This window comes from Azospirillum sp. INR13, from assembly GCF_015390205.1.
In the GTDB taxonomy this organism is placed as follows: domain Bacteria; phylum Pseudomonadota; class Alphaproteobacteria; order Azospirillales; family Azospirillaceae; genus Azospirillum.
In genome coordinates this window covers 1-25839 of record NZ_VUOI01000013.1, presented here as the reverse complement: position 1 = coordinate 25839, position 25839 = coordinate 1, and the positions used below count along the sequence as shown (strand labels likewise).

Sequence of the window (25839 nt, the reverse complement as noted above, 5' to 3'; positions counted from 1 at the left end):
CTGACCACAGCCTGTTTTCGATTGGGCCGTTTTCGATTGGGTTTGCCCCTGCCCTCCCTCTCGGGAGGGCTTTTTCTTTGCACGAACTCCCCTCCCCTGCCGTCGGTAAGAGTCGTGCAAAAGAAAAAGCGCCCTCCCCTCTCGGGTTGGGCGCTCACTGCATTTTCGTGTCAGTTTATGATTTTCTGAATTGTTTCAGTATTTTAGGTAATTTTCTTCAGGTGATGCTTTCAAGGAGTGCTGGAATTGCCCTCTCCCAGGGTCGGGAGAGGGAGGCCCCTACCCCGCGACCGCCAGTTCCGCTTCGCTGCCGGCATATTCGCCGAAGCGGGTGTCTTCCTTCAGGATGTGCTTGCCGAGCCAGTCGGAGCAGAACAGGAAAACCTCCTCGCCACTGATGCTGCCGCCGTTGGCGCGGAAGTCGTCGCGGTAGCTTTCGACCTGACGGGTCAGGTTGTCGTGCAAGGCCTTGTGCGCGGCGAATGTCGGGTAGTTCAGGCGCTGCATCTGCGCCTCTTCCTCCGCGAAATGGTGGCGGGTATAGGCGATCAGTTCGTCCAGGATCGCTTCGATCAGGGCGGGATCCTGGCGATTGGCATCGTCATACAGCTTGTTGACGATGGCGATCAGGACGCGGTGATCCTCGTCCAGAGCGTCGTTGCCGACGCTCATCCAGCGCGACCACTGAATTGGCTCCATGGCGTTTCCTTCATCCCCCTTCGTTGGGTGCCGGGCAGGCGGCTGCGGGCGTTGGGCCACCCGTCGACCCCGCCCTGATCCAGGGTCGGGCCGCCTGCTTGGCATTGTTTCGCTTCTGACCATAAGCGTTGTCTGATCTCACTCCCCCTGCCTCCGTCCGTCAATCCGAGCGAACGGAGATGCGACATTTTGGCTAAGGCCGGCGTCCGGTCAGCCGCCGATCCTGGCCAGCCATTCATCCTCGGTCAGGATCTCGACACCCAACTCCTTGGCCTTGGCGGCCTTGCTGCCGGCGTCGGCCCCGGCGACCAGATAGTCGGTCTTGCCGGAGACCGAGCCGGCGACCTTTGCGCCCAGCGATTCGGCCCGCGCCTTGGCCTCCGAGCGGGTCATCCGCTCCAGCGTACCGGTAAAGACCACCGTCTTGCCGGCGATGGGTGAGTTGCTGGCTTTCGGCGCTTCGGCCGCCAGCACGGTCAGCCGTTCCATCAGGCCGCGGACGATGACGAGGTTGCGCTCCTCCGCGAAGAAGCCGGCGAGTTCCTCCGCCGCGACCTCGCCGACGTCGGGCGTGGCAACGAGGTCGAGCCAAGCCTGCCCCGGCAGTTGCCCGGCCGCCCGCTCCATCGCCGCCCGCCAATCGCCAGCGTGCCGTAACGGGTGGCCAGCGCCTGGGCCGCCGGCTTCTTCACGCCCTTGATGCCCAGCGAGGCGATGATGGTCTCCAGCCGCACCGCGTCGTTGCCGGCATAGAAGTCCAGCTTCGCCCCGCAATCCGGATCTGCGAAACCAGCCGAGGATGGCATCGGCGGTCGCCCGCCCCACCCCCTTCAACTCATGCAGGTCGCGCCATTCCTGCCCCGGCATGGCCTGCTCCGCCGCCAGCATGCCGTCGACCCAAGCCCCCATCGTCTTGTACTGGCGGGCCAGAGACTTCGCCGTCACCTCGCCGACATGGCGGATGCCGAGCGCATAGATCACCCGGTGCAGGTCGATGCCGCTGCGGCGCTGCTCGATGGCCTTGAACAGGTTCTGGACCGACTTCTCCTTCCAGCCTGGCCGGCCGATCAGTTCGACCCGGCCTTCAAGGGTGAAGATATCGACCGGCGACTTGATGAAGCCCTCGTCCCAGAACTCCTCGATGATCTTCTCGCCCAGCCCTTCGATGTCGAAGGCGTCGCGGGAGACGAAATGGCGCAGCCGTTCCTTGGCCTGGGCCGCGCAGATCAGGCCGCCGGTGCAGCGGCGCACCACTTCGCCCGCCTCGCGGATGGCGAGGCTGCCGCAGACCGGGCAGGTCTCCCGGTGCGACATAGGGCACGGAGTCGGCGGGGCGCTGGGACAGCACCACCTCCACCACCTGCGGGATGACGTCGCCGGCACGCTGGACGACCACGAGGTCGCCGACACGGATGTCCTTGCGGGTGATCTCGTCCTCATTGTGCAGGGTGGCCCGGCTCACGACGACCCCGCCGACGGTGATGTCCTCCAGCTCGGCGACGGGGGTCAGCGCGCCGGTGCGGCCGACCTGGATGGTGATCGCCTTCAGCCGCGTCTGCGCCTGCTCCGCCGGGAACTTGTGCGCGATGGCCCAGCGCGGCGCCCGACTGACGAAGCCGAGCCGCTGCTGAAGCTCCAGGCTGTCGACCTTGTAGACGACGCCGTCGATGTCGAAGGGAAGGCCCCGCGCGCCGCCGGCCGATGCCGTCGTAATAGGCCAGCAGCTTGTCCTTGCCGTCGCACAGCTCCGCCGGGCGGTTCAGTTGGAAGCCCCAGCCCTTCAGCCGCTCGCGGATGCCCCATTGGGTCTCGGCGATCGGTTCCGACACCTCGCCCAGCGCATAGCCGAAGAAGCAGAGCGGCCGGGCGGCAGTGATCGACGGGTCGAGCTGGCGCAGGCTGCCGGCCGCCGCATTGCGCGGGTTGGCAAACAGCTGCTCCCCCTTTTCGGCGCGGGCGGCGTTCATCGCCAGGAAATCGTCCCCGGTTCATATAGACCTCGCCGCGGACCTCCAGCACGTCGGGGAAGGGGGCCGGCAGGCGGTGCGGCACGTCGCGGATGGTGCGGACGTTGGCGGTGACGTTCTCGCCCTCCGCCCCGTCGCCGCGTGTGGCGGCCAGCACCAGTTCGCCGCGTTCGTAGCGCAGCGAGCAGGACAGGCCGTCGATCTTCGGCTCGGCCACGAAGGTCAGCGGCGCCTCGTCGGACAGGCCGAGGAAGCGGCGGACGCGGGCGTCGAACTCCGCCACGTCTTCGGCTGCGAAGGCGTTGCCCAGCGACAGCATCGGAATGGCGTGGCGCACCTTGCCGAATCCGGCCGCCGGGGCGGCGCCGACGCGCAGGCTGGGCGAATCGGCGCGGCGCAGGTCGGGGAAGCGCGTCTCGATGGCGAGGTTGCGGCGGACCAGCGCGTCGTATTCGGCGTCGGAGATCTCCGGCTGGTCCTGCTGGTGATAGAGCCGGTCATGATGGGCGATCTCGGCGGCCAGCGCCGCCAGTTCCGCCGCCGCCTGATCCGGCGTCAGCGCCTCGACATCGATGCTGCGGGGATTGGGCGGCGTGTCGAACAGGTCCTGCATGGCGCGTCTCGTGACGAATCGGGGGCTTCCGTAGAAGGGCCGCGCAGGATAGCGCCTGCAGATCGGTTTCGGGAGTCTGTCGGGACGGACACCGTGCATCGGGGCGACGGCCGGCCGGAGTGCCTATATACTGACGGGCACATCTTTTCGGAGTCCGCCTGCCTGATGAGCAAAGCCCATCTCCCGGACCTGCGCATCGACGACCGCATGATCGTCGCCGCCGCTCTGGACCGCATCCTCTACGACGATCCCGACCATTTCGCGGCGGAGGACGCGCGCGCCGTCCGCCGCCTGATCCCGCACAGCCGCTCCGGCTGGCTGCGGCTGGGATTCCGTGCCGAATCCCAGGGCCCCTCGATGAAGGGCGAAGCCGCCGGGATCGGCGGACGTGCGGATGGAAGGCGACAAGAAGGTGGTGGAGGGCAGCGTCGGCGAATCGACGGCTTGGCGCTGCGGCCAGTACAAGATCACCAACCATGGCGGCGACCTGGAAATCTGGCAGGTGATGAGCGACGAATACGCGCCGGAGCCGAAGGGCGCCCGGCTGGAGTTCGACGCGCATGGCGAGCCTGAACGGCTGACCTTCTTCCAGCCACGGGATATCGAGCTGCGGATTCCCTTCACCAGCCTCGCCGTCGGCGTGCGGCTGGGCGGATGGCAGCCCTGGAAGCAGGTGGCGAGTTAGACCCCCACCTAGCCTCCCCCGCTCTCAGCGGACCTACGGTCCGCCTGCCGCGTCAGCACAAAGCATAGCTTTGTGCGAGAGCTGGGCGGGAAGGGACTGCCGCCACTCTCCCAAATCAGCACCAGTCTCCTCCCCCGCCCAGCGGGGGAGGATTAAGGTGGGGGCAATCGAAGACGACGATTGTCCCCGGAAGCCCCCCAAACACCCTCACCCCTGCCGGTAGTTCGGCGACTCGTTGGTGATGGTGATGTCGTGGACGTGGCTTTCGCGCAGGCCCGCATTGGTGATGCGGACGAACTGGCACTTCTCGCGCATCTCGGCGATGGAGGCGCTGCCGGTGTAGCCCATGGCCGCACGGAGGCCGCCGACCAGCTGGTGGATGACGGCCGAGACCGGACCCTTGTAGGGAACGCGGCCTTCGACGCCCTCCGGCACCAGCTTCATGGTCGAAACTTCCTGCTGGAAGTAACGGTCCGCCGAGCCGCGCGCCATGGCGCCGACGGAACCCATGCCGCGATAGCTCTTGTAGGAGCGGCCCTGGAACAGGATGACCTCGCCCGGGCTTTCATCGGTGCCGGCGAACAGGCTGCCCAGCATGGCGACGCTGGCGCCGCCGGCGATGGCCTTGGCCAGATCGCCCGAATACTTGATGCCACCGTCGGCGATCACCGGAATGCCGTGCTTCTCGCACTCGTCCACCACATCCATCACCGCGGTCAGCTGCGGCACGCCGACGCCGGCGATGATGCGGGTGGTGCAGATGGAGCCCGGACCGATGCCGACCTTGACGGCATCCACACCGGCGTCAATCAGCGCCTTGGCCGCTTCGGCGGTGGCGACGTTGCCGGCGATCACCTGGGTGTAGCTGGACATGGCGCGGGCGGCGCGGACCTGCTCCAGCACCTTGGCGGAGTGGCCGTGCGCGGTATCGACAACCAGCACATCGACACCGGCGTCGAACAGGGCCTCGGCGCGGGCCAGGCCGTCATTGCCGGTGCCGGTGGCGGCGGCGACGCGCAGGCGGCCCTTGCTGTCCTTGCAGGCGTTCGGATAGGCCTGGGCCTTCTCGATGTCCTTGACGGTGACGAGGCCGATGCAGCGGTAGTCCTCGTCGACGACCAGCAGCTTCTCGATGCGGTGCTGGTGGAGCAGGCGCTTGCCTTCCTCCTGGCTGACGCCCTCGCGGACCGTCACCAGCTCCTTGGTCATCAGTTCGCTGACCGGCTGGTTGGGATCGGTGGCGAAGCGGACGTCGCGGTTGGTCAGCATGCCGACCAGCTTGCCGCTGCCGAGCTGGTCGCGGCTTTCCACCACCGGGATGCCGGAGATGCGGTGGTCGGCCATCAGCTGCAGCGCGTCGGCCAGCGTGGCGTTCGGCGTGATGGTGATCGGGTTGACGACCATGCCCGATTCGAACCGCTTGACCTTGCGGACCTCTTCGGCCTGCTGCTCGATGGTCAGGTTGCGGTGGACGACGCCGATGCCGCCGGCCTGGGCCATGGCGATGGCGAGCCGGCTCTCGGTCACCGTGTCCATTGCCGAGGACATCAGGGGGATGCCCAGCTCGATGGTCTTCGTCAATCTTGTCCGGGTGTCCACGTCGTTCGGCAGGACCGAGCTTTCAGCCGGAACCAGCAGCACGTCGTCGAAGGTCAGGGCTTCGCGGATTTTAGTGTCGCGCGCCATGTGTGAATCTCCCGGAAGATAAACGTGGCGCACTTATACACAAGACCATGGGCTTGTGAACCCGTGCGCACACAGCATCTGTTATGCAAGTGCGAAAAGAAGCGCGCTCAGTCGTTCACGTTGCCGCCGCGGAAGCCGGTTGCGACGACGTAGGTCTCCGACGATTCGGCGCGGCTGGCCGGCGGCTTGGCGTGCTTGACCACGGCGAAATCGCGCCGCAGCCGGTCGAGCAGCGAACGCTCCGCCCCGCCCTGGAACAGCTTGGGCGACGAAGGCGCCGCCGGGGGCCAGCACCTCCTCCGCGAAATCGTAAGCCGCTTCGGCCAACCCCATGATGCGGAGGTGGTCGGTCTGCTGGTGGCCGGTGGTGGGCGCGGCCATGTCGCTCAGCACCAGGTCGGCCGGGCCGCCCAACGCTTCCTTCAAAGCCTCTGCGGCCCCTTCCTCCAGGAAGTCGGCCTGCATGGTGGTTGCGCCGGGGACCGGGTCCATGGGGAGGATGTCCAGCCCGACGACCTTCCAGCCGTCCTTGGCGGTCTGCACCCTCTCCACCGCGATCTGCGTCCAGCCGCCGGGGGCGGCGCCGAGATCGACCACGCGCTTGCCGGGGCCGAGCAGGCGGAACTTCTCGTCCAGCTGCAGCAACTTGAACGCGGCGCGCGAGCGGTAGCCGCGCTTGGTCGCCTCGGCCACATAGGGGTCGTTCAGGTGGCGCTCCAGCCAGCGCTTGGAGGATTCCGTGCGCTTGCCGGCGGTCTTCACACGGACCGTGGCACGGCGCCCGCCCGGGCGCGTCGACGGAGTCTTTTCGGTCATGATCGCTGCAGTTCCTCGGTCATCCGGCACGGGCGGGGAATCTTCTCCCCTGCCCGGCCCATACAAATTCCGGTCACTCGCCGGCGGCCCCCATGAGGTCCACCAGAATTCCTTCGCGCAGCCCGCGGTCGGCGATGCGCAGCCGTTCCACCGGCCAGACGTCGCACAGCGCGTCCAGAACGGCGCAGCCGGCGACCACCAGATCGGCGCGGTCCTGCCCGATGCAGGGATGGCGGGCGCGTCCGTCGAAATCCTGGGAGACCAGATGGTCGATCACCGTGCGGGCATGGTCCACGCGCAGATAGCTGCCGTCCACCGCCCGCCGGTCGTAGCGGCAGAGCCCCAGATGCACACCGGCCAGCGTCGTCACCGTGCCGGAGGTGCCCAGCATCTGCACCTTGCCGGCGGCGATGCGGTCCTGGATGCGGTTGCGCGCCTCGAACGGGGCAATGGCGTCGGCCACCGCCTCCACCATCTGGTCGTAGTTCACACGGGTGACGTCGGGGCCGCCATATTCCTCGGTCAGGCCGATCACGCCGCAGCGGATGGAGGTCTGGTCCAGCAGGCGTGGCACCCGCCCCTTCTCCACCGCCAGCCACATCAGTTCGGTGGAGCCGCCGCCGATGTCGAAAACGATGGCATAGGGATGCGTCGGCTCCAGCAAGGCGGCGCAGCCGGCGAGCGCCAACCGTCCTTCCTCCTGGCTGGAGATGATCTCAAGGGAGATGCCGGTCTCACGCTCCACCGCCTCGACGAAGGCGGTGCCGTTGGCGGCACGGCGGCAGGCCTCCGTCCCCACGGCCCGCACGGAGGTGACCCCGCGCCGTTCGATCTTGGAGCCGCAAACGCGCAGAGCCGCGATGGTGCGTTCCATCGCCGGTTCCGACAGATGGTCGTTGCGGCTCAGCCCCTCGCCCAGCCGGACGATACGGGAAAAGGCATCGATGACACGGAAACCGCCGGGTGCGGATTTGGCGATCAGCAGCCGGCAATTGTTGGTGCGAGGTCCAGCGCGGCGAAGACCGGGCGCGCCAGCGCCGACGAACGCAACCGTCCGGTGTCGTTCTGCCGTTCGCTTTGCACCTGTAGATCCACGTACCGTCCCCGCTGCGCCTAAAGAGCGGAGTGTAACCCGGATCGCGGTCCGGCGGGAACCCCTCTCGACCCCTGTCCTAGGGCAATCGCATATGGGAACTCGAGCGGCGACGTTGCGCTTCGGATGCCCTTCTCCCCTTGCGGGAGAAGGGTTGGGATGAGGGGTGCAGCGGCCAAAGGCCGCATGAATCAATGACTTGCTCCCTCACCCCAACCCTTCTCCCGCAAGGGGAGAGGGGCTTTTACTACGAATGAGTTCATATGCGATTGCCCTGACCTCGATCCCGCCGGCCCGGCCCCGCAGGTCACCCCTGCGCCGGTCACTGGGCTTTGACGAAGGGGCAGGCGCTGGCTTCCAGCGGCAGGAAGGCTTCGGCCGCCGGGATGCTGCGGATCTGTTTGTAATAGTCCCACGGCGCCTTGCTCTCCGCCGGGGTCTTCACTTGGTACAGCTCAAGGTCGTACAGCACGCGGCCGTCCTTGCGGATGCTGCCGGGGGTGCCGAAGTAATCGGTCGGCATCGCCTTCATCGCGGCGGTGACCGCCTCGGCGTCGGTGGAACCCGCCGCCTTCACGCCCTTCAACCAGTGCAGGGTGGCGAGATAGGTGTTGGCCTGCTCCTTGGTCGGCATCTTGCCGTGGCGCTCGAAGAAGCGCTTGGCCCAGGCACGCGTCCGGTCATTGCGGTCCCAATAGAAACCGCTGGTGACATACAGCCCCTTGGCGAGGTCGAGCCCCAGCGAGTGGATGTCGGTGATGAAGACGATGTAGCCGACCAGCCGCTGCCCGGATTCGGTCAGCCCGAACTCGCCGGCCTGCTTGATGGTTCCGATGGTCTCCGCGCCGACATTGGCGAGCGCCACCACCTTGGCGCCGCTGCCCTGGGCGCTCAGCAGGTAGGACCCGAAATCGCTGGTGCCCATCGGGTGGCGCACGCTGCCGACCACCGTGCCGCCGGCCCGTTTGATCGCCTCGGTCGCAGCCTTCTCCATCGCCGTGCCGAAGGCGAAGTCGGCGGTGATGAAGTACCAGCTGGTGCCGCCCGACTGCACCACCGCCTTGGTCGTGCCGACCGCCAGCGAAGCGGTATCGTCGGCCCAATGGATGCTGTAGGGCGAGCATTGGGCGTTGGTCAGTTCGGTCGTCGTCGCGGCGCTGATCATCAGCACCTTCTTCTTCTCGCGCGCCACCGCCTGCACCGCCAGCGCAACGGAGGAGACCGGGATATCCGTCACCATGTCGACGCCCTCGACGTCGAACCAGCCGCGCACGATGTTGGACGCCACGTCCGGCTTGTTCTGCATGTCGGCGGACAGCACCTCCACCGGCCGGCCGAGCACGGAACCGCCGAAATCCTCCACCGCCATCCGGGTGGCGAGCACCGCCCCCTTGCCGCCGATGTCAGACGCGAAGCCTGCCTCGTCCGCCAGCACGCCGATGCGCACCGGCTTCGCGGTCTGCGCCTGCGCAGAGAGCGCTGTGGTCGCCAGCAGCGCCGCCAGCGCGAAAGGCTTCAGCAACCGACCCATGCGATCCTCCCCATCCTTGGTCTTGTGTGACGGGTGCGCGCGCCGGCCTGCGGCGTCCCGCCGCACCGTCAGGTCCCGTGGATAGCGGGATTTTGTTTCATAAGCAAACAGTATCGTTTGAAACGTATCGCTGGAGAAGCTCTCCGCAAAACAAAAGCCCTCGCTCCGCGATGGAGCGAGGGCTTTCGCAGCGGGCATCTACGGCCCGGATGAAGTCGCCAATCCGGCGAAAGAATTCTGATCTGAAACCTCAGTCGTATAGGCCGAGAAGTTCGGCATAATCAGGTAAGCGCCGGTGGAGTCATGATCTTACTCACCCTCCCTGGTATCGGTCTCTACTGTTCCGCCCAAGCTAACCGCTTGGGTGGTAAGGCGTTTCCGATGCTCGCTCACTTCACCTCGGTGTTGATTACTGTAAGACGAAGCCTGCTCCCCTTTCCGAGGGCTGTCAAGAAAATCGCACATTGCGGCGCAGCACCATCCGGGGAACATCGGTCGGCAGTCTCCGATCGGGGGAGGGCTGGCCTTTTGCAGGGGCCGCACCCACCTTGTGGGCATGCCGGAACACGATGAGAACACATGGGGCGGACGGGTCGCGCGATATGCGCGGGTCGGCACCGCCGTTGGCGGGCTGGCCGCGCGCCTGGCGGGCGAGCGCGTGCTGGGAATCCGCGTGGAGCGCGAACGCCACGCCGCGGAACTGCGGGCCGCACTCGGCGGGCTGAAGGGGCCGCTGATGAAGGTGGCGCAGATCCTGTCCACCATCCCCGACGCCCTGCCGAAGGAATACACCCAGGAACTGGCGCAGCTTCAGGCCGACGCGCCGTCGATGGGCTGGCCCTTCGTCAAGCGGCGGATGGCGAGCGAACTTGGTCCAAGCTGGCAGTCGCGCTTCCAGAGTTTCGAGCACACGGCCGCCGCCGCCGCGTCGCTGGGTCAGGTCCACAAGGCTATCGGCCCCGACGGGCGGGAGCTTGCCTGCAAGCTGCAATATCCCGACATGGCCTCGGCGGTGGAGGCCGACCTGCGGCAGCTGGGCCTGATCTTCGCGATCTTCGAGCGCACCGACAGCGCCATCTCCACCGCGCCAGATCCAGAAGGAAATCGGCGCCCGTCTGCGCGAGGAGCTGGATTACGAGCGGGAGGCCAAACACGCCCGCCTCTACCAGTCGATGCTGGCCGGCACGCAGGGCGTCCATGTGCCGGACGTGGTGCCGGAGCTGTCGACCAAACGGCTGCTGACCATGGGGTGGGTGCATGGCCGCAAGATCCTGGACTTCGTCGCCGAGCATCCGGAGGCGCGCGACGAGCTGGCGATGAACATGTTCCGCGCCTGGTACGTGCCCTTCTACAATTACGGCGTCATCCATGGCGACCCGCATCTGGGCAACTACACGGTCCGGCCCGACCGCTCGATCAACCTGCTGGATTTCGGCTGCATCCGCGTCTTCAAGCCCAGTTTCGTCAAGGGCGTGATCGATCTCTACAACGCGCTGCGCACCGACAACCGCGAGCAGGCGGTGGAGGCCTATCGCACCTGGGGCTTCGTCAACCCGTCGAACGAGCTGGTCGACGTGCTGAACATCTGGGCGCGCTTCGTCTACGCCCCGATCATGGAGGACCGCCAGCGCAAGATCGAGGAGACCAACGGCGGGCATTACGGCCGGGAGACGGCGGGCAAAGTCCATGCCGAGCTGCGCCGCGTCGGCGGCGTCGAGATCCCGCGCGAGTTCGTCTTCATGGACCGCGCCGCGGTCGGGCTGGGTTCGGTCTTCCTGCATCTGAAGGCGGAGCTGAACTGGTACCAGATGTTCCAGGGGCTGATCCGCGACTTCGACGTCGATGCGCTGACGGCACGGCAGAGCGCGGCGCTGGCGGCGCAAGGGTTGCCGCAGGCGGGAGTGAAGGGGGGCGCTCGGGTTCCTTGCGGCGTTAAACCCCCACCTATCCTCCCCCACTGGGTGGGGGAGGGACTGCCGCCGCCGCCTGCACAAGCGCTTGCCCCCTCCCCCGCCCAGCGGGGGAGGGATGGGGTGGGGGTCTAACGTCGCAAGAAGCCAGCCCCCAAACCCTTCCCATCCGCCCACCGTTCAGTCTATAGCTTGCCCCTCCCATGAAGACCGCCGATTTCGACTTCAACCTGCCGCCCGACCGGATCGCCGAGCATCCCGTCCGGCCGCGTGACGCCGCCCGCCTGCTGGAGGTGGGTTCCTCCTTTCGCGACCTCATCGTGCGGGACCTGCCGACGCTGTTGCAGCCGGGCGACCTGATGGTGGTCAACGACACCCGCGTCATCCCGCCCGGCTCGATGGCCGGCGCGGTGAGGTGGCGGTGGAGATCACGCTGCACAAGCGGCTGGGCGAACGGGAATGGGCGACCTTCTCCAAGCCCGGCAAGCGGCTGAAGCCCGGCGACACCATCGTCATTGCGGACAATTTCAGCGCCGAGGTGGTCGCCAAGGACGGGATGGAGGTGCGTCTGCGCTTCTCCGCCGGCGGGGCGGAGTTGATGGAGGCGCTGCACCGCCACGGCCGGATGCCGCTGCCGCCCTACATCCGCCGCAAGGCCGACGAGGGCGACAACGCCGATTACCAGACCGTCTTCGCCGCCCGCGAAGGCGCCGTCGCCGCCCCGACCGCCGGGCTGCACTTCACGCCGGAGCTGCTGGCGGCGCTGGACAAACGCGGGGTGCGGCGGGTGCCGGTCACGCTGCATGTCGGCGCCGGCAACCTTCCTGCCGGTGAAGGTCGACGACATCGCCGACCACAAGATGCACAGCGAGTGGGGCGAGATTTCTCCGGAGACCGCCGCCGCGGTGAACGAGACGCGCAAGGCCGGCGGCCGGATCGTCTCGGTCGGCACCACGGCGCTACGCATCCTGGAGACGGCGGGCCAGCCGGACGGGACGCTGGTCCCGTTCAGCGGCGACACCGACATCTTCATCACCCCCGGCTACCGTTTCCGGCATCGTCGATGCTGCTGTGGACCAACTTCCACCTGCCGAAATCGACCCTGTTCATGCTGGTCTGCGCCTTCGCCGGCTACGACCGCATGCGGGCGGCCTACGCCCACGCCATCGACACCCACTATCGCTTCTTCAGCTACGGCGACGCCTCGCTGCTGCACAGGACGGACCCATCATGACCGGCATCGGCTTTGACCTTCTGGCGACCGACGGGCGGGCGCGGCGCGGCCGCGTGACCACCGCCCACGGCACCATCGAGACGCCGGCCTTCATGCCGGTCGGCACTGCGGCGACGGTGAAGGCGATGACCACCGACGCGGTGGCCTCCACGGGCGCGGAAATCCTGCTGGGCAACACCTACCATCTGATGCTGCGCCCGACGGCGGAGCGGGTGGCGCAGCTTGGCGGCCTGCACCGCTTCATGAACTGGGACAAGCCGATCCTGACCGACAGCGGCGGCTTCCAGGTGATGAGCCTGTCCGACCTGCGCACCATGTCGGAGGAAGGCGTCACCTTCAAATCGCACCTGGACGGCAGCCGCCACCATCTGACGCCGGAACGCTCCATCCAGATCCAGCACATGCTGGACAGCAACATCACCATGTGCCTGGACGAGTGCACGCCCTTCCCGGCGACGGAAGCGCAGGCGGAATCCTCCATGCGCCTGTCGATGCGCTGGGCGCGCCGCAGCAAGGACGCTTTCGTCGAGCGCCCCGGCTACGGCCTGTTCGGCATCGTCCAGGGCAGCGTCTATCCGGAGCAGCGGGCGGAGAGCGTCGCCGCCCTGACCGACATCGGCTTCGACGGCTACGCCATCGGCCGGACTGGCGGTCGGCGAGGGTCAGGAGACGATGTTCCGCGTGCTGGACTTCACCGAGCCGCTGATGGTCAAGGACCGGCCGCGCTACCTGATGGGCGTCGGGCGGCCGAGCGACCTGATCGGTGCGGTGCGGCGCGGCGTCGACATGTTCGACTGCGTGATGCCGACCCGCTCGGGCCGCACCGGTCAGGCCTTCGTCCGCCGCGGCACCATCAACATCCGCAACGCCCGCCATGCCCATGACGAGCGTCCGCTCGACGCCGAATGCGGCTGCCCCGCTTGCCGCAGCTACAGCCGGGGCTATCTGCATCATCTGTTCAAGGCGGAAGAGATGCTGGGGCCGATGCTGCTGACCTGGCACAACCTGCATTACTACCAGGACGTGATGCGGACGATGCGGCAGGCCATCCAGGACGGCAATTTCGAAGAGGTCGCCGGCGCAATGGAAGCCCGTCTGAACGAGGGCGACATCGAGGCGACCGTGGACCCCATCGCCAAGCCCGGCAAGCCGCCGAAACAGGGCCGCCCGCCCAAGAAGGACCGGGTGGCGGAGGAAAAGACCGATGACTGAGAACATTTACGCCGGCCTGACCCAGCTCGGAGGCTCCACCGTCCAGCCCAAGACTCCGGAAGAGGCGGTGCTGGAGCGGGTGCCGAACCCGAACCCCGGCGATGCCTATTGCGTGCGCTTCACCGCGCCGGAATTCACCTCGCTCTGCCCGATCACCGGCCAGCCGGACTTCGCCCATCTGATGATCGACTATGTGCCGGGCGACTGGCTGGTCGAATCGAAGTCGCTGAAGCTGTTCCTGACCAGCTTCCGCAACCACGGCGCCTTCCACGAGGCCTGCACCGTCGGCATCGGCAAGCGGCTGGTGGACGAGTTGTCGCCGGTGTGGCTGCGCATCGGCGGCTATTGGTATCCGCGCGGCGGCATCCCCATCGACGTGTTCTTCCAGACCGGCGAGCCGCCGAAGGGCGTCTGGATCCCGTCGCAGGACGTCCCGACCTACCGTGGCCGCGGCTAAGCCCGCTCCGCTGGCGTCCGCCGACCCGGCTCGGCTGCGGGAGGCCATCCGCAACCGCGCGCTGGCGGGAGGGTTCGACGCGGTGGGATTCGCCCCCGCCGCGTTGGGACCGGAAGCCCGCGAGCGTTCTCGCCCGCTTCGTGCGGAAGGCCGGCACGGCGACATGGGATGGATGGCCGAGCGCAGCGACCAGCGCAGCCATCCGCATCCCTGTGGGACGAGGCGCGCACCGTCATCGCGCTGGGCACCAGCTACGCCCCGCATGACGACCCGCGCCGGCTGGCGGAGCATCCCGACCGTGGCGTCGTTTCCGTCTATGCCGCAACCGCGATTACCACGACCTGATCAAGGGGCGGCTGAAGACTCTGGCCCAATGGCTGGCTCACCAGACCAAGGCGGGGGTGAAGGTGTTCGTCGACACCGCGCCCGTGATGGAAAAGCCGCTGGCGGCGCAGGCCGGATTGGGCTGGCAGGGCAAGCACACCAATCTGGTATCGCGTGACCATGGTTCCTGGCTGTTCCTGGGTGAGATCTACACCACCCTGGAACTGCCGCCCGACCGCCGGCGCGCGACCGCTGCGGCTCCTGCGACCGCTGTCAGGTCGCCTGCCCGACCGCCGCCTTTCCGGCGCCCTACCAGATCGACGCCCGGCGCTGCATCAGCTACCTGACGCATCGAGCACAAGGGACCGATCCCCGACGAACTCAAGCCGCTGATGGGCAACCGCATCTATGGCTGTGACGATTGCCTTGCCGCCTGCCCCTGGAACAAGTTCGCCCGCGCCACCCGTGAGCCGGCCTTCCTGCCGCGCGCCGAACTGACGGCGCCCCGGCTGGCCGACTTGGCCCAGCTGGACGATGCCGGCTTCCGGCAGGTGTTCAGCGGCTCCCCCATCAAGCGCATCGGCCGCGACCGCTTCGTCCGCAACGTGCTGGTCGCCATCGGGAACAGTGGCAACCCGGCGTTGCGGCCGGTTGCGGCGGCTCTGTGCAAGGATCCGAGCGACGTGGTGCGCGAGGCTGCCGGATGGGCAGTGGCACGGTTGAGTCTCTAGCAGGCGCCAAGCTACCTACGTGCACTCTTGAAGTACCGTTTCCAAGATCTCCCGATTCACGCTCAGCTCCCAACCTATGGCAGAATAGCTCGCAGAATATTTCTTTTTGCCTCGTTTCTCGCCGTGGGGAGCACCAAATGACAAGGCGTTGGACATTAACCAAGGCTTATGAATATTTCGGCGCAAAGCCGGTAAATCCCAGATGGAGTTGGTCAGCGAAATCTGGCGATGGGCGCGTGGTGGTGCTCACTATATGGGGAAGATGAGATTAAGAATTTGAACGGGACGATGGTTCTCGATGTATATGGGAATCCGAGATTAGCGGATTGGACCAACCGCATCGGCAACCGAGAGCGCATTCGCAATTTGCTTTGGGCGAGGGATCAATGTGGAGGCTTGTTTTCGGGTGGTTATGAATCGGGCCAAGGACATCAATGCATCCCCTCGATCATTTTGGGCTACGTTTCCGCATGAGACACTGGTGATGCGATTGACAGATTTGAATGAGATCACCGGTGAATTCCGAGCCGAGAGCGTGTACTTCTAATCTTGAGGCTGATTTGACGTCTGAACGTTGAATCCGGAGGGCTCAGATGACCGACATCGAGAAAGAGCAGGTGTTGGCCGCCTTGGCAGATTTTAAGTCGAGAATCGACTATTGGTGCGACCGCGTAGCCGGCAGGGGCAACATGCCTGAAGTTCGCTCTGATCCGATCCAATCGCGGCTCGACGAGCAAAGCGAACGCATCAGCCGGATGGAAGGCCGCCTGGACGAGCAGTCGCGCATCCTCGCCGCGCTGATCCCGACCCGCGTCGCCGCGGTGCCGCCTGCCGCCGAATGAGCGGAGGCCGGCCGTTTCCCTTTCTCACGCCCACAGCCCGACTATGGTCCGGCACATCCGGACGAACTGAGCGCCGTCGCCAGATTGGCCCGGCTCGGCTTCGGGCTATCGCGCGACCTGTTCGACCGCTATGCGGCTCTGTTCGGCCCCGACACCATCCGGGTGCTGAGACGTCCGCAAGGCAGCGGCACCACCCCGGTGGCCTGTGCCGCGCACTGGATGATGGACCAGTGGTTCGGCGGAAGCCCGGTTCCGGTACAGGCGGTCGCCATGGTGGCGGTCGATCCGGCCCTGCGCGGCGCCGGCCTTTGGCAAGACACTGGATGCAGTCGCTGCTGATGGAGGCGCGTGCCGCCGGAGCAGTCCTGTCGATCCTCTGCCCCGCCACGCTGCCATTCTATCGCGGACTGGGGTACGGGTGCGGAGGCGTCACCTGCCAGTGGAGCGCACCGCCCACCGCCTTCGCCACGCCGCCATCCCGCGCAGCAGTCCTTCGGCCGGCGGATCCGCTCGACGCCGCGCCGCTGGCCCTGCTCCGCCGTCCATTGCTGGCCGACGGAAACGGGTTGCCGGAACGGACGGAGGCACTGTGGACGCTTGCCCTCTGTCCGGACGGCGATCCGGCCGACCTGTTCCGCGACGCAGACGGATACATCGCCATCATTCCGCCGCGGGATCGGCGGCTTGCGGTCGCCGACCACTGCCCTGCCCTCCGGCGCAACGATGGGCGGGGCGATGGGCCTGCTGGAAGGCTTCCGCGCCCAGGTGGACCGGGTCACATGGTCCGGCGCGGTCCCAACGACTCTCTGGCGCTGCTGGCTGGTGACGGCTTGCGGCTGGACGGACGGGAAGAGTGGCTGGTCCGGCCGTTGGACGTTGCGACGGCGTTGGAGAAACGCGGCTATCCGGCCGGCCTCACGAATCGGCTACTTTCGAGATAAGAGATCCCTTAATTTTCGGCAATTGCGGGCGATACCATCTTGAGGTTGCCCATTCACGGGGAATATCTCTCAAATCGAGCAAGTTGTCGAGGCGCCGGCCAGGATGGAGATCGGCACCTTTGCCAGTCTGTTCACCGGACACGCAAGCGCTCGCGCATTGTGGCGGGCGGGTTTGCTTCATGGTGAAGAAAAGATGATCGACCGGCTGCAGCGCATATTTTGCGGCGCGGCGCCTGGATGCCTGACCGCTTTTGAAATAAGGCAGTTTCCTGACCTGAATCAAACCGGACGTTAACCGACCTGTGGTTCAATCGGATAATGATCGGGAGAAAAGCGTCTCCGGAAGGGCGACGCGAGCGGGGAGTCACCTTCATGACGATCGGAACGCGGATCGCGCTTGGCTTCGCCACCGTGCTGCTTCTGACGGTTGGCGTGGCGTTCGTCGGCTGGAACAGCCTCAGCACTATGCCGAGCGCGTGGATCTGGCGGCCCACACCGCCGATCTCGACACGGCGGCTGAAGTCGGTGCGGCTGGAAGAGGCGCGCTTCGTGACGGAACGCGACGCCAAGGCCGCGGCCAATGTTCCCGGCATGCTGGACGCCCTGCAGGCCGAAGCGCAGGAGACCCGCGCCGCGCTCGCCGACGGGGAAGGCGGCGCCTGTTGGACGAGGTGCGTTCGGGCATCGATGGCTACCGCACCGCCTTCACCAACTTCGTCACCCAGGACGCGAGGCGCACGCCCGCACCGCCAGCATGGAAACGCGCGCGCGCGCCCTGCGCGAGATCGCCGAGAAGATCGGCAAGCAACAGTCGGAGCGCTATGACCTGAACATGGCCAGCAAGCGCGACGCCGACGCCGAACTGCGCCATGCCATGGACACCGCCGAGCGGGCAACCGCGTGATCGAACGGGTTCTGGAGGTCCGCCGCCGGCAGAGCGATCTGCGGCGCAATCCGAGGAGGCGCTGGCCGCCCAGATCGGGGAGGCGTTGGACGAGCTTTGCAGACCACCGACACCGTCGCCAAGGACCTTGTCGGCACCAACGACGAGACGCTGGCCGCGCGAATCGCGACGACACCCGTGCCTACCACGGCACGGTGCAGTCCCTGCGCGGCAGGGGAGCCGCGGCGCTGGCCGATGCCGGGGTCGCCGCCGGGCTGGACGAGGCCGCACGCGGCGTGCAGGAACGCGCCGTGGAGCTTCAGCAGAACCAGGCCATCGTGACCGAGGCACTGCGCGAAGCTTCCAAATTCGCCCAGAGCGAGGTGAACGAGGCGGTGATGCTGCGCGGTCTGGCGATGCGTCTGGTGCAGGTGCCCAGGCCGCGATGCTGGGCCAGCGCGATTTTCTGCTGTCCGGCACGTCGGAGGCCACGTCCGGCGCGAAGGCGGCGGTCGCCGCGGCGGTCAAGGAAATCCTCGACATCGCCGGGCAGGCCGGGGCCGTGCTGGTCGACCAGGAAGGGCGCGCACTGATCGCCGCCATCACCGACGCCGCCCGGCTTTCGACTCGGAATTCGCAGCGCTATCGCGGCCGCCGCCAAGCAGCACGAGGCGTCGGCCGCCATGGCCCAGGCTCCTCCGCGTCAGCGGACAGGTGGCCGGCTGGTCACCCTCCAGCGTGAGGACCGCGAGGCGGCCGCGCCAGCGCCGGCATGGTGATCGCCATCGGTGCGGCGGTCGCCCTGCTGCTGGGCGCGCTGATGGCCTGGATCATCGACCGCGCGATCACCCACCCGCTGCACGCCATGACCGGCGCCATGGGCCGGCTGGCCGAAGGCGACCTGACGGTGGAAATCCCCGGCGGCGACCGCAAGGACGAGATGCGCCACATGGCCGACGCCATGACCATCTTCAAGGACAATGCCCTTGAGATGCAGCGGATGGAACGCGAACGCGAGGAGATGCGCATCCAGATCGACGCCGACCGGCGCCGCACCATGAACGAGTTCGCCACGGCTTCGAGCAGCAGTGTCCGGCGTGGTGATGTCGCTGACCGAATCGGCGGGGTCGCTGGGTCGCGACGCTCAGGAGATGTCGTCGATGCGGCGCTGACCACCGCCAAGTCCACCGCCGTCGCCACCGCTCGCAACAGGCGACCGCGAATGTCCAGACCGTCGCCGCAGCGGCGGAGGAGCTGTCCGCCTCCATCGCCGAATCTCGCGCCAGCTGACGCCAGCTCCGCACCGCATCCGGCGCCGCCGACAAGGCGGTGCAGACCAACAGCATCGTCGAAGGCCTGTCGCTCGCCGCCGAGCGGATCGGTCAGGTCGTCGGGCTGATCGGCGAGATCGCGGAGCAGACGAACTGCTGGCTCAACGCCACCATCGAAGCGGCCGCGCGGGAGAGGCCGGCAAGGGCTTCGCCGTGGTGGCGACGGAGGTGAAGAACCTTGCCGGCCAGACGCAAGGCGACGGAGGAGATCTCCGCCCAGGTGCGGAGATGCAGACCGCCACCTCCAGCGCCGTGGCGGCCATCCGCACCATCTCCGACGCGGTGACGGCCATCAGCGGAACCGTCACCGACATGCCCACGAGATGGAACAGCAGGGCAAGCGCCACCCGCGAGATCGCCCAGAATGTTCAGCAGGCTGCCGAAGGCACCCAGCAGGTGATGCGCAACATCGCCGAGGTGACCAGCGCCACCAAGACGGGCGGCGCGCGGATGCCGTCTGAATGCAGCCGCACCCTGACCGCCAGGCGACCGACTGCGCGGCGAGGTACAGGGATTCCTCGACAAGGTGCGGACGGCGTAGGGTGCGGAAGGCGTAACGTCTTCAGGACACCGTCGTCTGCGGCTGCCGCTCAAGCGGCGCAGGCGACGACCATCGTTGGATGGGTGCGCGGGATAGGGACGAGTTGCCGTAGGCCCGCAGCGTGGTGACCTCCGCCCGATCCAGTCAGGCAACGGAACGGTCTGGTCGGGGTCTTCCAGTTCGACCTCTGCGATGATCAGGCCGGTGTTCTACGTGGAACACGTCGATTTCCCAGCACAGGCCATCCGGCAGTGACGGTAGCGCGTCTTGTCGATCACCGTCCTCGCAGCCGTAGAGCATCAGGCGGCGGGCGAAATCCAGCGACAGGGGATGTTCCGTCTCTGCGGCAGGCGCCCTGCTTCAAGGATTTGATGGTGAGTGTCGCGCGGTCGTCGGCGATGCGGAGCGGACCGTGCTGATGCGTCGGACGGCAGATATCCCTGGACGATTCGGACGCCGTCGCGGCAGAGATGCCGGACATCTTGCGGACCAGGAATCGTCGCTCGATTTCCAGTGGCATGACTAGGCCTTCGGACGAATTCGCCGACGACCTAGCCGAAAGTCGCGCCCCGCCTTCAACCTCGCTGTCCTGTGTGCGGCGCAACCGAGACTGCGTGCGGCTGCACTATGCGTGACGATCGGTCGCAAACGCTCCGTTTCGGTGCTATCCTGGAGCGATGAACGCCGATTCCTCGCCAACGGTCTCTGGCGCCATTCCCTGGCTGGTCCTGTTCGCCTTGTTGGGCTGCCGCTGCTCCATGTGGCGCTGTCGCGCCGCGGTGGCGGATGGCGCCCGCCACCGGATCACGCTGCCCTTCGGCCCGCGCGCGCGGCTGGCTGGTGATGGTGCTGATGCTGGGGCGGTCGGGTGGCTGATGTTCGCCCTCCGCCGGCCCCGCCGTGCATCAAACGGATAGATTGCCCGATGGGTTGCGGATCAGATCCGGCCATCAGCAGCAGAACGATCAGGACGATCAACAGCACGCCGAGGATGCCGTGGGGCGTACCCAGCGCGGCTGTGCGGCAGGCCGGAACGGCACAAGAAGCAACAGAATCAGGATGATGAGCAGAATCGTGCGAGCAATGCCTTCCTTCTGATGGAGCTTTCGTGACGGACAAGCGGGAATCGGAACGGGTATGCGTGGATATTGTTCTGTCCGGCTCGAACGTGACATTTCGCCACCAAGGGGGGATTCGACTCCTCCGGTGCTCCCCGAACGCGATGCTGCGGACTTCCGGCTGATCGGCCCCTGTTGACGGGGCGGCTGCGGCGTCTTAGGCTGCTTCATGATCACGCATCGCTTCGACGGCATTCTGCGAATTAGCGGCCCGGTTCTTTTGAGAGCCGGGGATTTGCTCGTCCATTCCGCAGAACGTCTGAAGGCCTGATCACGCCATGTCGTCACCGTGAAGACCACCGCGCATCCGCGTCTGATGCGCGCGTCACCGCGCCCGGCGCCGGGTCGCCTTTTCCCTGGTCGCAGATGCCGATCCGGCACCTGCCCGCATCTTGGAATTCGTGGCAAAGCGCGGACTGGTCCGCTGGCCCTGCACAGCCGCTGACGGGGATACGCTCGCCATCGCCATGGAGGTCGGTGATCTGCCCAGGCGGAGACCGACCATATCGGCCGTTGCCTGGAACAGATCCGATGGTGGCGCGGGTCATCGTTGCGGAGCTTGCCGCACCGCATCCGCCGCGGGCTGGTTGCGGCGGAGTAGCGGCGGCGAAACGCAGCAGGCGGAAGGCCGGTCAGACCGGCTTCCGCGGTTCTCTCCGGGCGTTGCGATGTCGTCGACGGTGCGCCGGGAGAGGCTTCGGCCCCGGCATCCAGCCAGGTTCCGCGATCTCCGTCCGCATCAGTTCCGGCACTCTGCAGCTTGCGGAACTGGAGGACGGAGAAGGGAGCATCGACAGATAGGCCAACCCGAGATGGACAGGGTCACCAGGGCTGGCTGACCAGCATCGCCGCCAGCAGGCCGACGCCGGCCAGCGCCGGACCACCCATTGGGCGGCACGCGGGACCCTTGAAGGAGAAGGTCGCAGGGTGCTGACCATCAGCCCGCCGATCAGCAGGGTCCAGGGCACGATCACCGCCGGATGGCGAGAAATTGCGGCCGATCTCGAACCGAATCATCGGCAGCAGGACGAGACGGCGCGGCCGGAGCCGGAACGCCGGTGAAATAGTTGTAGGCCAGGGCGGCAGATCGACCACGCCGAGTCGCGAGTTGAATCGCGCGAGACGCAGTGCGCAGCACACGGCATAGGCCATGGCGGCGATCCAGCCAGGCTGCCCGCGCATTCAGCCCCCACAGATACATCATGAAGGCGGGCGCGACGCCGAAGCTGATGGCGTCGGACAGGCTGTCCAACTCCTGCCGAACTTGCTTTGGCCGTTCAGCAGGCGGGCGATCCGGCGTCCAGCGCGTCCAGGATGGCGGCGATGACGATGGCGATGACCGCCGGCTCCCGCCCCTGCATGGCGAATCGGATCGCGGTCAGGCCGGAGCAGAGCGCCAGCACCGTCAGCACGTTCGGCAGCAGGTGGTTGATCGACAAGCCCTTCAGCCGCGGGTGCGGCCGGCCGGGGCGGCGCGCCCGGTGGCGGGGAAGATCTGCTGGCGGAAGACGGGCGGTCGTTTCATCGACGCACATCCCCCTGCCGTTGCGCTTCCGTCCCGTCAGGTCGGCCAGGATCGTCTCGCCGCCGATGGCGGTCTGGCCGACGCAGACCAGCGGGGCGACGCCGTCCGGCAGGTAGATGTCGGTGCGGCTGCCGAATCGGATCAGGCCGAACCGCTCGCCCGCCTTCACCTCCTGCCCGCCTTGACCCACCACAGGATACGGCGCGCCACCAGACCGGCGATCTGGACATAGGCGATCTCGCGCCCGTCGGGCAGGCGGTGGCGGAAGGCCATCCGCTCGTTCTCGTCGCTGGCCTTGTCGAGCGCGGCGTTGACGAAGGTGCCCTTGTGGTATTCGGCCGCCACGATGGTGCCGTTGGCCGGCACGCGGTTGACGTGGACGTTGAAGACGTTGAGGAACACGCTGATCCGGGTCAGCGGCTTGTCGCCCATGCACAGTTCCTTGGGGCACGGCCTGGACGATCATGGTGACGCGCCCATCGGCCGGCTGACCAGCAGGCCGGGCCGGGTCGGCGTCACGCGGTCCGGATCGCGGAAGAAAGTAGGCGCACCAGAGCGTGAGGACCAGCCCGATCCAGCCGAGCGGCGCCCAGACGGCGAGACGAGAACCAGGGAGACCACGGCAAAGCCGGCGATGAAGGGCAGCCGGCACGGTGGATGGGGACGACGACGGTATCGATGGCGACATCGCCTGCTTTCTTCGTATTTTCAGACCACAGCGAACAGCCATTCTAGACGTGCGTTCCGGGCCTTTACAGAATTTTAGCTGGCGGAGGCCATCCTGTCGTCTCAATCACCCCAGAAGCCGAGCGTACCACCTTGTCCGTTCCCGATCTGAAGACCATTCAATCGCTGGCCGAGGTGCCCGACGGCGCCTGCCGATCAGCCCGATTCCATCGAGATGACGCCGGAAGGCGTGCTGGGCATCGCAAGCCGCCGCGCCCTGCAAGCTGACCTTCATGGCGGACGGCCTGCCCTTCAACGTCGCCGTCCGGCATGAGAGCGAAGATGAGGGGGCGGGTCGATCTGCCAGATCTGGGCGATGTCGGCCATGTGCCTACACCGCCCAGGCGCCCGAGCGCCGCCGCGCCCTGCTGGCGGTGCTGCGCGGGATGAAGGGCTGCCCCATGTCCGCTTCATCGTCCAGGGCGGACAGAAGATCATCCTGTTCTCGGAAATCAGGCTGGAACACCAGCCTCGCCCGAGGACCTGTTCCACCAGACGACCCTGGTCCTGCAGGAAGCGCGTCCGTTCCTGCGGCTGCTGGGGGAGTATCTGTAAGTCGGGCGGCGTCCGAAGGCGCCGCTCAAGCATCCGGCCAGAACGACTCGTCCATCATTTCGGCGAAACCCCACGGGCAACTCGCGGAAAGGTCGCTTCGTCCATGCCCGTCCTGATGACGGCATCGAGCCGTGCCCGCAAGTATGCTTCGGCCACCAAGTCATCCAACTTGCCTGCCAAGCTCGGGCTGTCGCGTAGAAGATATTCTATTTCTTTGCGATCGCCGGTGATGGCGGATCGCCAAGAACCGCACTGTCCAGACGGCAAGCAAGTCCAAACCAGCAGGTGCCGAAGAAGGACCCGGAGACGGTTGAGGAGTTCACGCCGCTCCCGGCGCCCATGCTCTCGATCTCCTCGGCGATGTGCTCGATGTCCGTCGCGTCGAGTTTGCCGGCCGCAGAAGGGCCGCCTGTTCGTTCGCCCAGGCGTAGAAATCGCGGTCGTAGAGGCTGCTTTGGTCATGGCCCACCTCCCCACATCGCGCCGCCGTGGCGCGGGCCGGAGGGACTCTCCCCGGCCCGGCCCGCGGTAGCGCTTACTTCGGAACCTTGCCCTGCACGCCCTCGACGTACCAGTCCATCTTCAGGATCTGCTCGTCGGTGGCGGTCTTGCCTTCGGGGATCACGACCTTGCGGCCTGGTCCTTGACCGGACCCTGGAAGGAGTGGCGCTTGCCCGACACGATGTCGGCCTTGAGCTGGTCGGCCATCTTCACGACGTCGGCCGGGATGGCCGGGTTGTAGGGGCCAGTTCGACCATGCCGGTGTTGATGCCGCCCCAGGTGTCGATCGGCTTCCAGCTGCCGTCCATCACCGCCTTGACGCGCTGGACGTAATAGCCGTTCCAGTCTCGATGATCGCGGTCAGGTGCGACTTCGGCCGAAGCGGGTCATGTCGGACGACTGGCCGACCGACCACAGCCCACGCTCCTGCGCGGTCTGGATCGGGGCCGGGCTGTCGGTGTGCTGGACGATGACGTCGGCACCCTGGTCGATCAGCGCCTTGGCCGCCTCGGCTTCCTTGCCGGGGTCGTACCAGCTGTTGACCCAGACGACGCGAACCTCGGCCTTCGGGTTCTGCTCGCGCAGCGCGATGGTGAAGGCGTTGATGCCGCCGACCACCTCGGGAATCGGGTAGGAGCCGATGTAGCCGATGATGTTCGACTTGGTCATCTTGCCGGCGATGGCGCCCACCACCGTGCGGCCCTCATAGAAGCGGCCGGAGTAGGTCGCGACGTTCTCTGCGCGCTTGTAGCCGGTGGCGTGCTCGAACTTCACGTCGGGGTAGCGCTTTGGCCACCTTCAGCGTCGGGTTCATGAAGCCGAAGGAGGTGGTGAAGATCAGCTTGTGGCCGCTGGCGGCCAGCTGCTCGACCACACGCTCCGCGTCGGCGCTTCCGGCACATTCTCGACGAAGGTGGTGGTGACCTTGTCGCCCAGCTCCTTCTCAACGGCCAGGCGGCCCTGGTCGTGCTGGTAGCTGTAGCCGTGGTCGCTGACCGGGCGACATAGACGAAGCCGACCTTCAGCTTGTCCTGCGCCAGGGCCGAGCCGATCCCTGCGCCCATGCCCACGCTCAGCGCGATGGCGGCGCCGGCCAGACCCAGCACCGCCTTGCCCATCGTCCTTCTGTTCACGTCGAAGCTCCTTGTTCTTGATATCTCTGTGATATGGGCTTTGTTTCGATTTCAAAACGACGCGTCAAGCATCGGGATGAAACAGTTTTCCCAGACAGGCCGGCGCGTTCAGGCGGATGCGGGCGACGTCCGCGAAATCAGCACCAGGACCAGAACGGTAGCCAGATACGGCAGCATCGACAAGAGCTGCGAGGGCACGTCGATGCCCAGCCCCTGAACGTGCAGTTGCAGGATGGTGACGCCGCCGAACAGCCAGGCGCCCAGCATGGCGCGCACCGGCTTCCAGGTGGCGAAGACCACCAGCGCCAGCGCGATCCAGCCGCGTCCCGACGTCATGTTCTCCGCCACATCGGCGTGTAGTCCATCGACAGGAAGGCGCCGCCAGCCCGGCCATGGCGCCGCCGAACAGCACGGCGAGGAAGGGATGCGCAGCACCTTGTAGCCCAGCGCGTGGGCGCCGTGTGGTTCTCCCCCACGCGCGCAGGACCAGCCCGGCGCGTGTGCGGTAGAGGAACAGATGGACCAGCGGCACGGCGGCGACGGCCAGATAGACCATGATGTCCTGGCCGAACAAGGCCTGCCCACCACCGGCAGGTCGGTCAGGCCGGGGATGTACAGCTTGGGCAGCCCTTCAAGCGGAATGCCGACGAAGCCCTGCCGATCAGCGCCGACAGTCCGACGCCGAACAGGGTGAGCGCCAGGCCGGTCGCCACCTGGTTGGCCAGCAGGAACAGGGTCAGCACCGCGAACAGCGAGGCCGTGGCGGCACCGGCCAGCGCGCGGAA

The 25839-nt window shown here is 66.7% G+C and carries 19 protein-coding genes and 8 pseudogenes; 13 read left to right on the top strand and 14 right to left on the bottom strand.

Annotated features, from left to right (window positions below; genetic code table 11):
• Positions 1-279: 279 nt before the first annotated feature.
• Positions 280-699 (bottom strand): bacteriohemerythrin, encoded by a 420-nt coding sequence (locus tag F1643_RS11820; RefSeq protein WP_149222062.1) that lies wholly within the window; start codon positions 697-699, stop codon positions 280-282.
• Between the two features lie 210 nt (positions 700-909).
• A pseudogene (gene ligA, locus F1643_RS11815) lies at positions 910-3279 on the bottom strand (NAD-dependent DNA ligase LigA).
• Positions 3280-3673: 394 nt separating this feature from the next.
• Between ligA and F1643_RS22990 the strand changes: the two are divergent.
• Complete coding sequence (locus F1643_RS22990) at positions 3674-3964, top strand: hypothetical protein (protein WP_255542682.1); 291 nt, start codon at positions 3674-3676, stop codon at positions 3962-3964.
• A gap of 207 nt (positions 3965-4171) precedes the next feature.
• On the opposite strand, the gene guaB is transcribed toward F1643_RS22990, so the two are convergent.
• The 5 genes and pseudogenes from guaB to F1643_RS22985 form a co-directional block, all read right to left on the bottom strand.
• Positions 4172-5650: an IMP dehydrogenase gene (gene guaB, locus F1643_RS11805; RefSeq protein WP_194913377.1), complete on the bottom strand. Its 1479-nt coding sequence runs from the start codon at positions 5648-5650 to the stop codon at positions 4172-4174.
• A 107-nt stretch (positions 5651-5757) separates the two neighbouring features.
• A pseudogene (locus F1643_RS11800) lies at positions 5758-6466 on the bottom strand (RlmE family RNA methyltransferase).
• A 73-nt stretch (positions 6467-6539) separates the two neighbouring features.
• On the bottom strand, positions 6540-7394 hold the full coding sequence (locus F1643_RS11795; RefSeq protein ID WP_370540577.1) for a Ppx/GppA phosphatase family protein: 855 nt from the start codon (positions 7392-7394) through the stop codon (positions 6540-6542).
• Positions 7395-7881: 487 nt separating this feature from the next.
• Positions 7882-9090 (bottom strand): ABC transporter substrate-binding protein, encoded by a 1209-nt coding sequence (locus F1643_RS11790; RefSeq protein ID WP_206692458.1) that lies wholly within the window; start codon positions 9088-9090, stop codon positions 7882-7884.
• Positions 9091-9538: 448 nt separating this feature from the next.
• The gene (locus F1643_RS22985; RefSeq protein WP_255542701.1) at positions 9539-10036 is read right to left on the bottom strand and encodes a hypothetical protein; all 498 of its coding nucleotides are present in this window, start codon (positions 10034-10036) and stop codon (positions 9539-9541) included.
• Here F1643_RS22985 and F1643_RS11785 point away from each other — a divergent pair.
• The 10 genes and pseudogenes from F1643_RS11785 to F1643_RS22980 form a co-directional block, all read left to right on the top strand.
• Positions 9920-10982, top strand: a pseudogene (locus F1643_RS11785) (ABC1 kinase family protein); the annotation flags it as partial. The gene F1643_RS22985 and the pseudogene F1643_RS11785 sit on opposite strands and share 117 nt — an antisense overlap.
• Before the next feature lie 221 nt (positions 10983-11203).
• A pseudogene (gene queA / locus F1643_RS11780) lies at positions 11204-12234 on the top strand (tRNA preQ1(34) S-adenosylmethionine ribosyltransferase-isomerase QueA).
• Positions 12231-13446, top strand: a pseudogene (gene tgt, locus F1643_RS11775) (tRNA guanosine(34) transglycosylase Tgt). The pseudogenes queA and tgt overlap by 4 nt, the downstream one beginning before the upstream one ends.
• Positions 13439-13903 (top strand): preQ(1) synthase, encoded by a 465-nt coding sequence (queF, locus tag F1643_RS11770; RefSeq protein ID WP_194913374.1) that lies wholly within the window; start codon positions 13439-13441, stop codon positions 13901-13903. The pseudogene tgt and the gene queF overlap by 8 nt, the downstream one beginning before the upstream one ends.
• A gap of 10 nt (positions 13904-13913) precedes the next feature.
• A pseudogene (queG, locus tag F1643_RS11765) lies at positions 13914-14958 on the top strand (tRNA epoxyqueuosine(34) reductase QueG).
• A 593-nt stretch (positions 14959-15551) separates the two neighbouring features.
• Positions 15552-15800 (top strand): hypothetical protein, encoded by a 249-nt coding sequence (locus tag F1643_RS11760; protein ID WP_194912602.1) that lies wholly within the window; start codon positions 15552-15554, stop codon positions 15798-15800.
• Between the two features lie 84 nt (positions 15801-15884).
• Entirely contained in the window at positions 15885-16139 is a 255-nt protein-coding gene (locus tag F1643_RS11755) for a hypothetical protein (protein WP_194913373.1), read from the top strand.
• Positions 16124-16741 carry a hypothetical protein gene (locus tag F1643_RS11750; protein WP_194913372.1) on the top strand — a complete coding sequence of 206 codons (618 nt, stop codon included), beginning with the start codon at positions 16124-16126 and terminating at the stop codon, positions 16739-16741. The genes F1643_RS11755 and F1643_RS11750 overlap by 16 nt, the downstream gene beginning before the upstream one ends.
• 103 nt (positions 16742-16844) lie before the next feature.
• The gene (locus F1643_RS11745; protein WP_194913371.1) at positions 16845-17036 is read left to right on the top strand and encodes a sterol carrier protein domain-containing protein; all 192 of its coding nucleotides are present in this window, start codon (positions 16845-16847) and stop codon (positions 17034-17036) included.
• Positions 17037-17495: 459 nt separating this feature from the next.
• Positions 17496-17645 carry a hypothetical protein gene (locus F1643_RS22980; RefSeq protein ID WP_255542680.1) on the top strand — a complete coding sequence of 50 codons (150 nt, stop codon included), beginning with the start codon at positions 17496-17498 and terminating at the stop codon, positions 17643-17645.
• A gap of 298 nt (positions 17646-17943) precedes the next feature.
• Here F1643_RS22980 and F1643_RS22975 read toward each other — a convergent pair whose 3' ends face one another.
• Positions 17944-18309, bottom strand: a complete 366-nt coding sequence (locus F1643_RS22975; protein WP_255542678.1) for a hypothetical protein — start codon at positions 18307-18309, stop codon at positions 17944-17946.
• 87 nt (positions 18310-18396) lie between these two features.
• On the opposite strand from F1643_RS22975, the gene F1643_RS22970 reads away from it, so the two are divergent.
• Positions 18397-19023, top strand: coding sequence for a HAMP domain-containing protein (locus tag F1643_RS22970; RefSeq protein WP_255542677.1), 627 nt, complete (start codon positions 18397-18399; stop codon positions 19021-19023).
• 85 nt (positions 19024-19108) lie between these two features.
• Positions 19109-19624, top strand: coding sequence for a hypothetical protein (locus F1643_RS22965; RefSeq protein ID WP_370540569.1), 516 nt, complete (start codon positions 19109-19111; stop codon positions 19622-19624).
• 1812 nt (positions 19625-21436) lie between these two features.
• Here the strand turns inward: F1643_RS22965 and F1643_RS22960 are convergent.
• The 6 genes and pseudogenes from F1643_RS22960 to F1643_RS22935 form a co-directional block, all read right to left on the bottom strand.
• Positions 21437-21796: a hypothetical protein gene (locus F1643_RS22960; protein ID WP_255542676.1), complete on the bottom strand. Its 360-nt coding sequence runs from the start codon at positions 21794-21796 to the stop codon at positions 21437-21439.
• 380 nt (positions 21797-22176) lie between these two features.
• Positions 22177-22869, bottom strand: a pseudogene (locus F1643_RS24740) (phosphatidylserine decarboxylase); the annotation flags it as partial.
• 605 nt (positions 22870-23474) lie between these two features.
• Positions 23475-23882 carry a DUF29 family protein gene (locus tag F1643_RS11720; protein WP_370540568.1) on the bottom strand — a complete coding sequence of 136 codons (408 nt, stop codon included), beginning with the start codon at positions 23880-23882 and terminating at the stop codon, positions 23475-23477.
• Positions 23883-24281: 399 nt separating this feature from the next.
• Entirely contained in the window at positions 24282-24695 is a 414-nt protein-coding gene (locus tag F1643_RS22945; protein ID WP_370540567.1) for a BMP family ABC transporter substrate-binding protein, read from the bottom strand.
• A 467-nt stretch (positions 24696-25162) separates the two neighbouring features.
• The gene (locus F1643_RS22940; RefSeq protein ID WP_255542673.1) at positions 25163-25390 is read right to left on the bottom strand and encodes a hypothetical protein; all 228 of its coding nucleotides are present in this window, start codon (positions 25388-25390) and stop codon (positions 25163-25165) included.
• 263 nt (positions 25391-25653) lie between these two features.
• Positions 25654-25839, bottom strand: a pseudogene (locus F1643_RS22935) (ABC transporter permease); the annotation flags it as partial.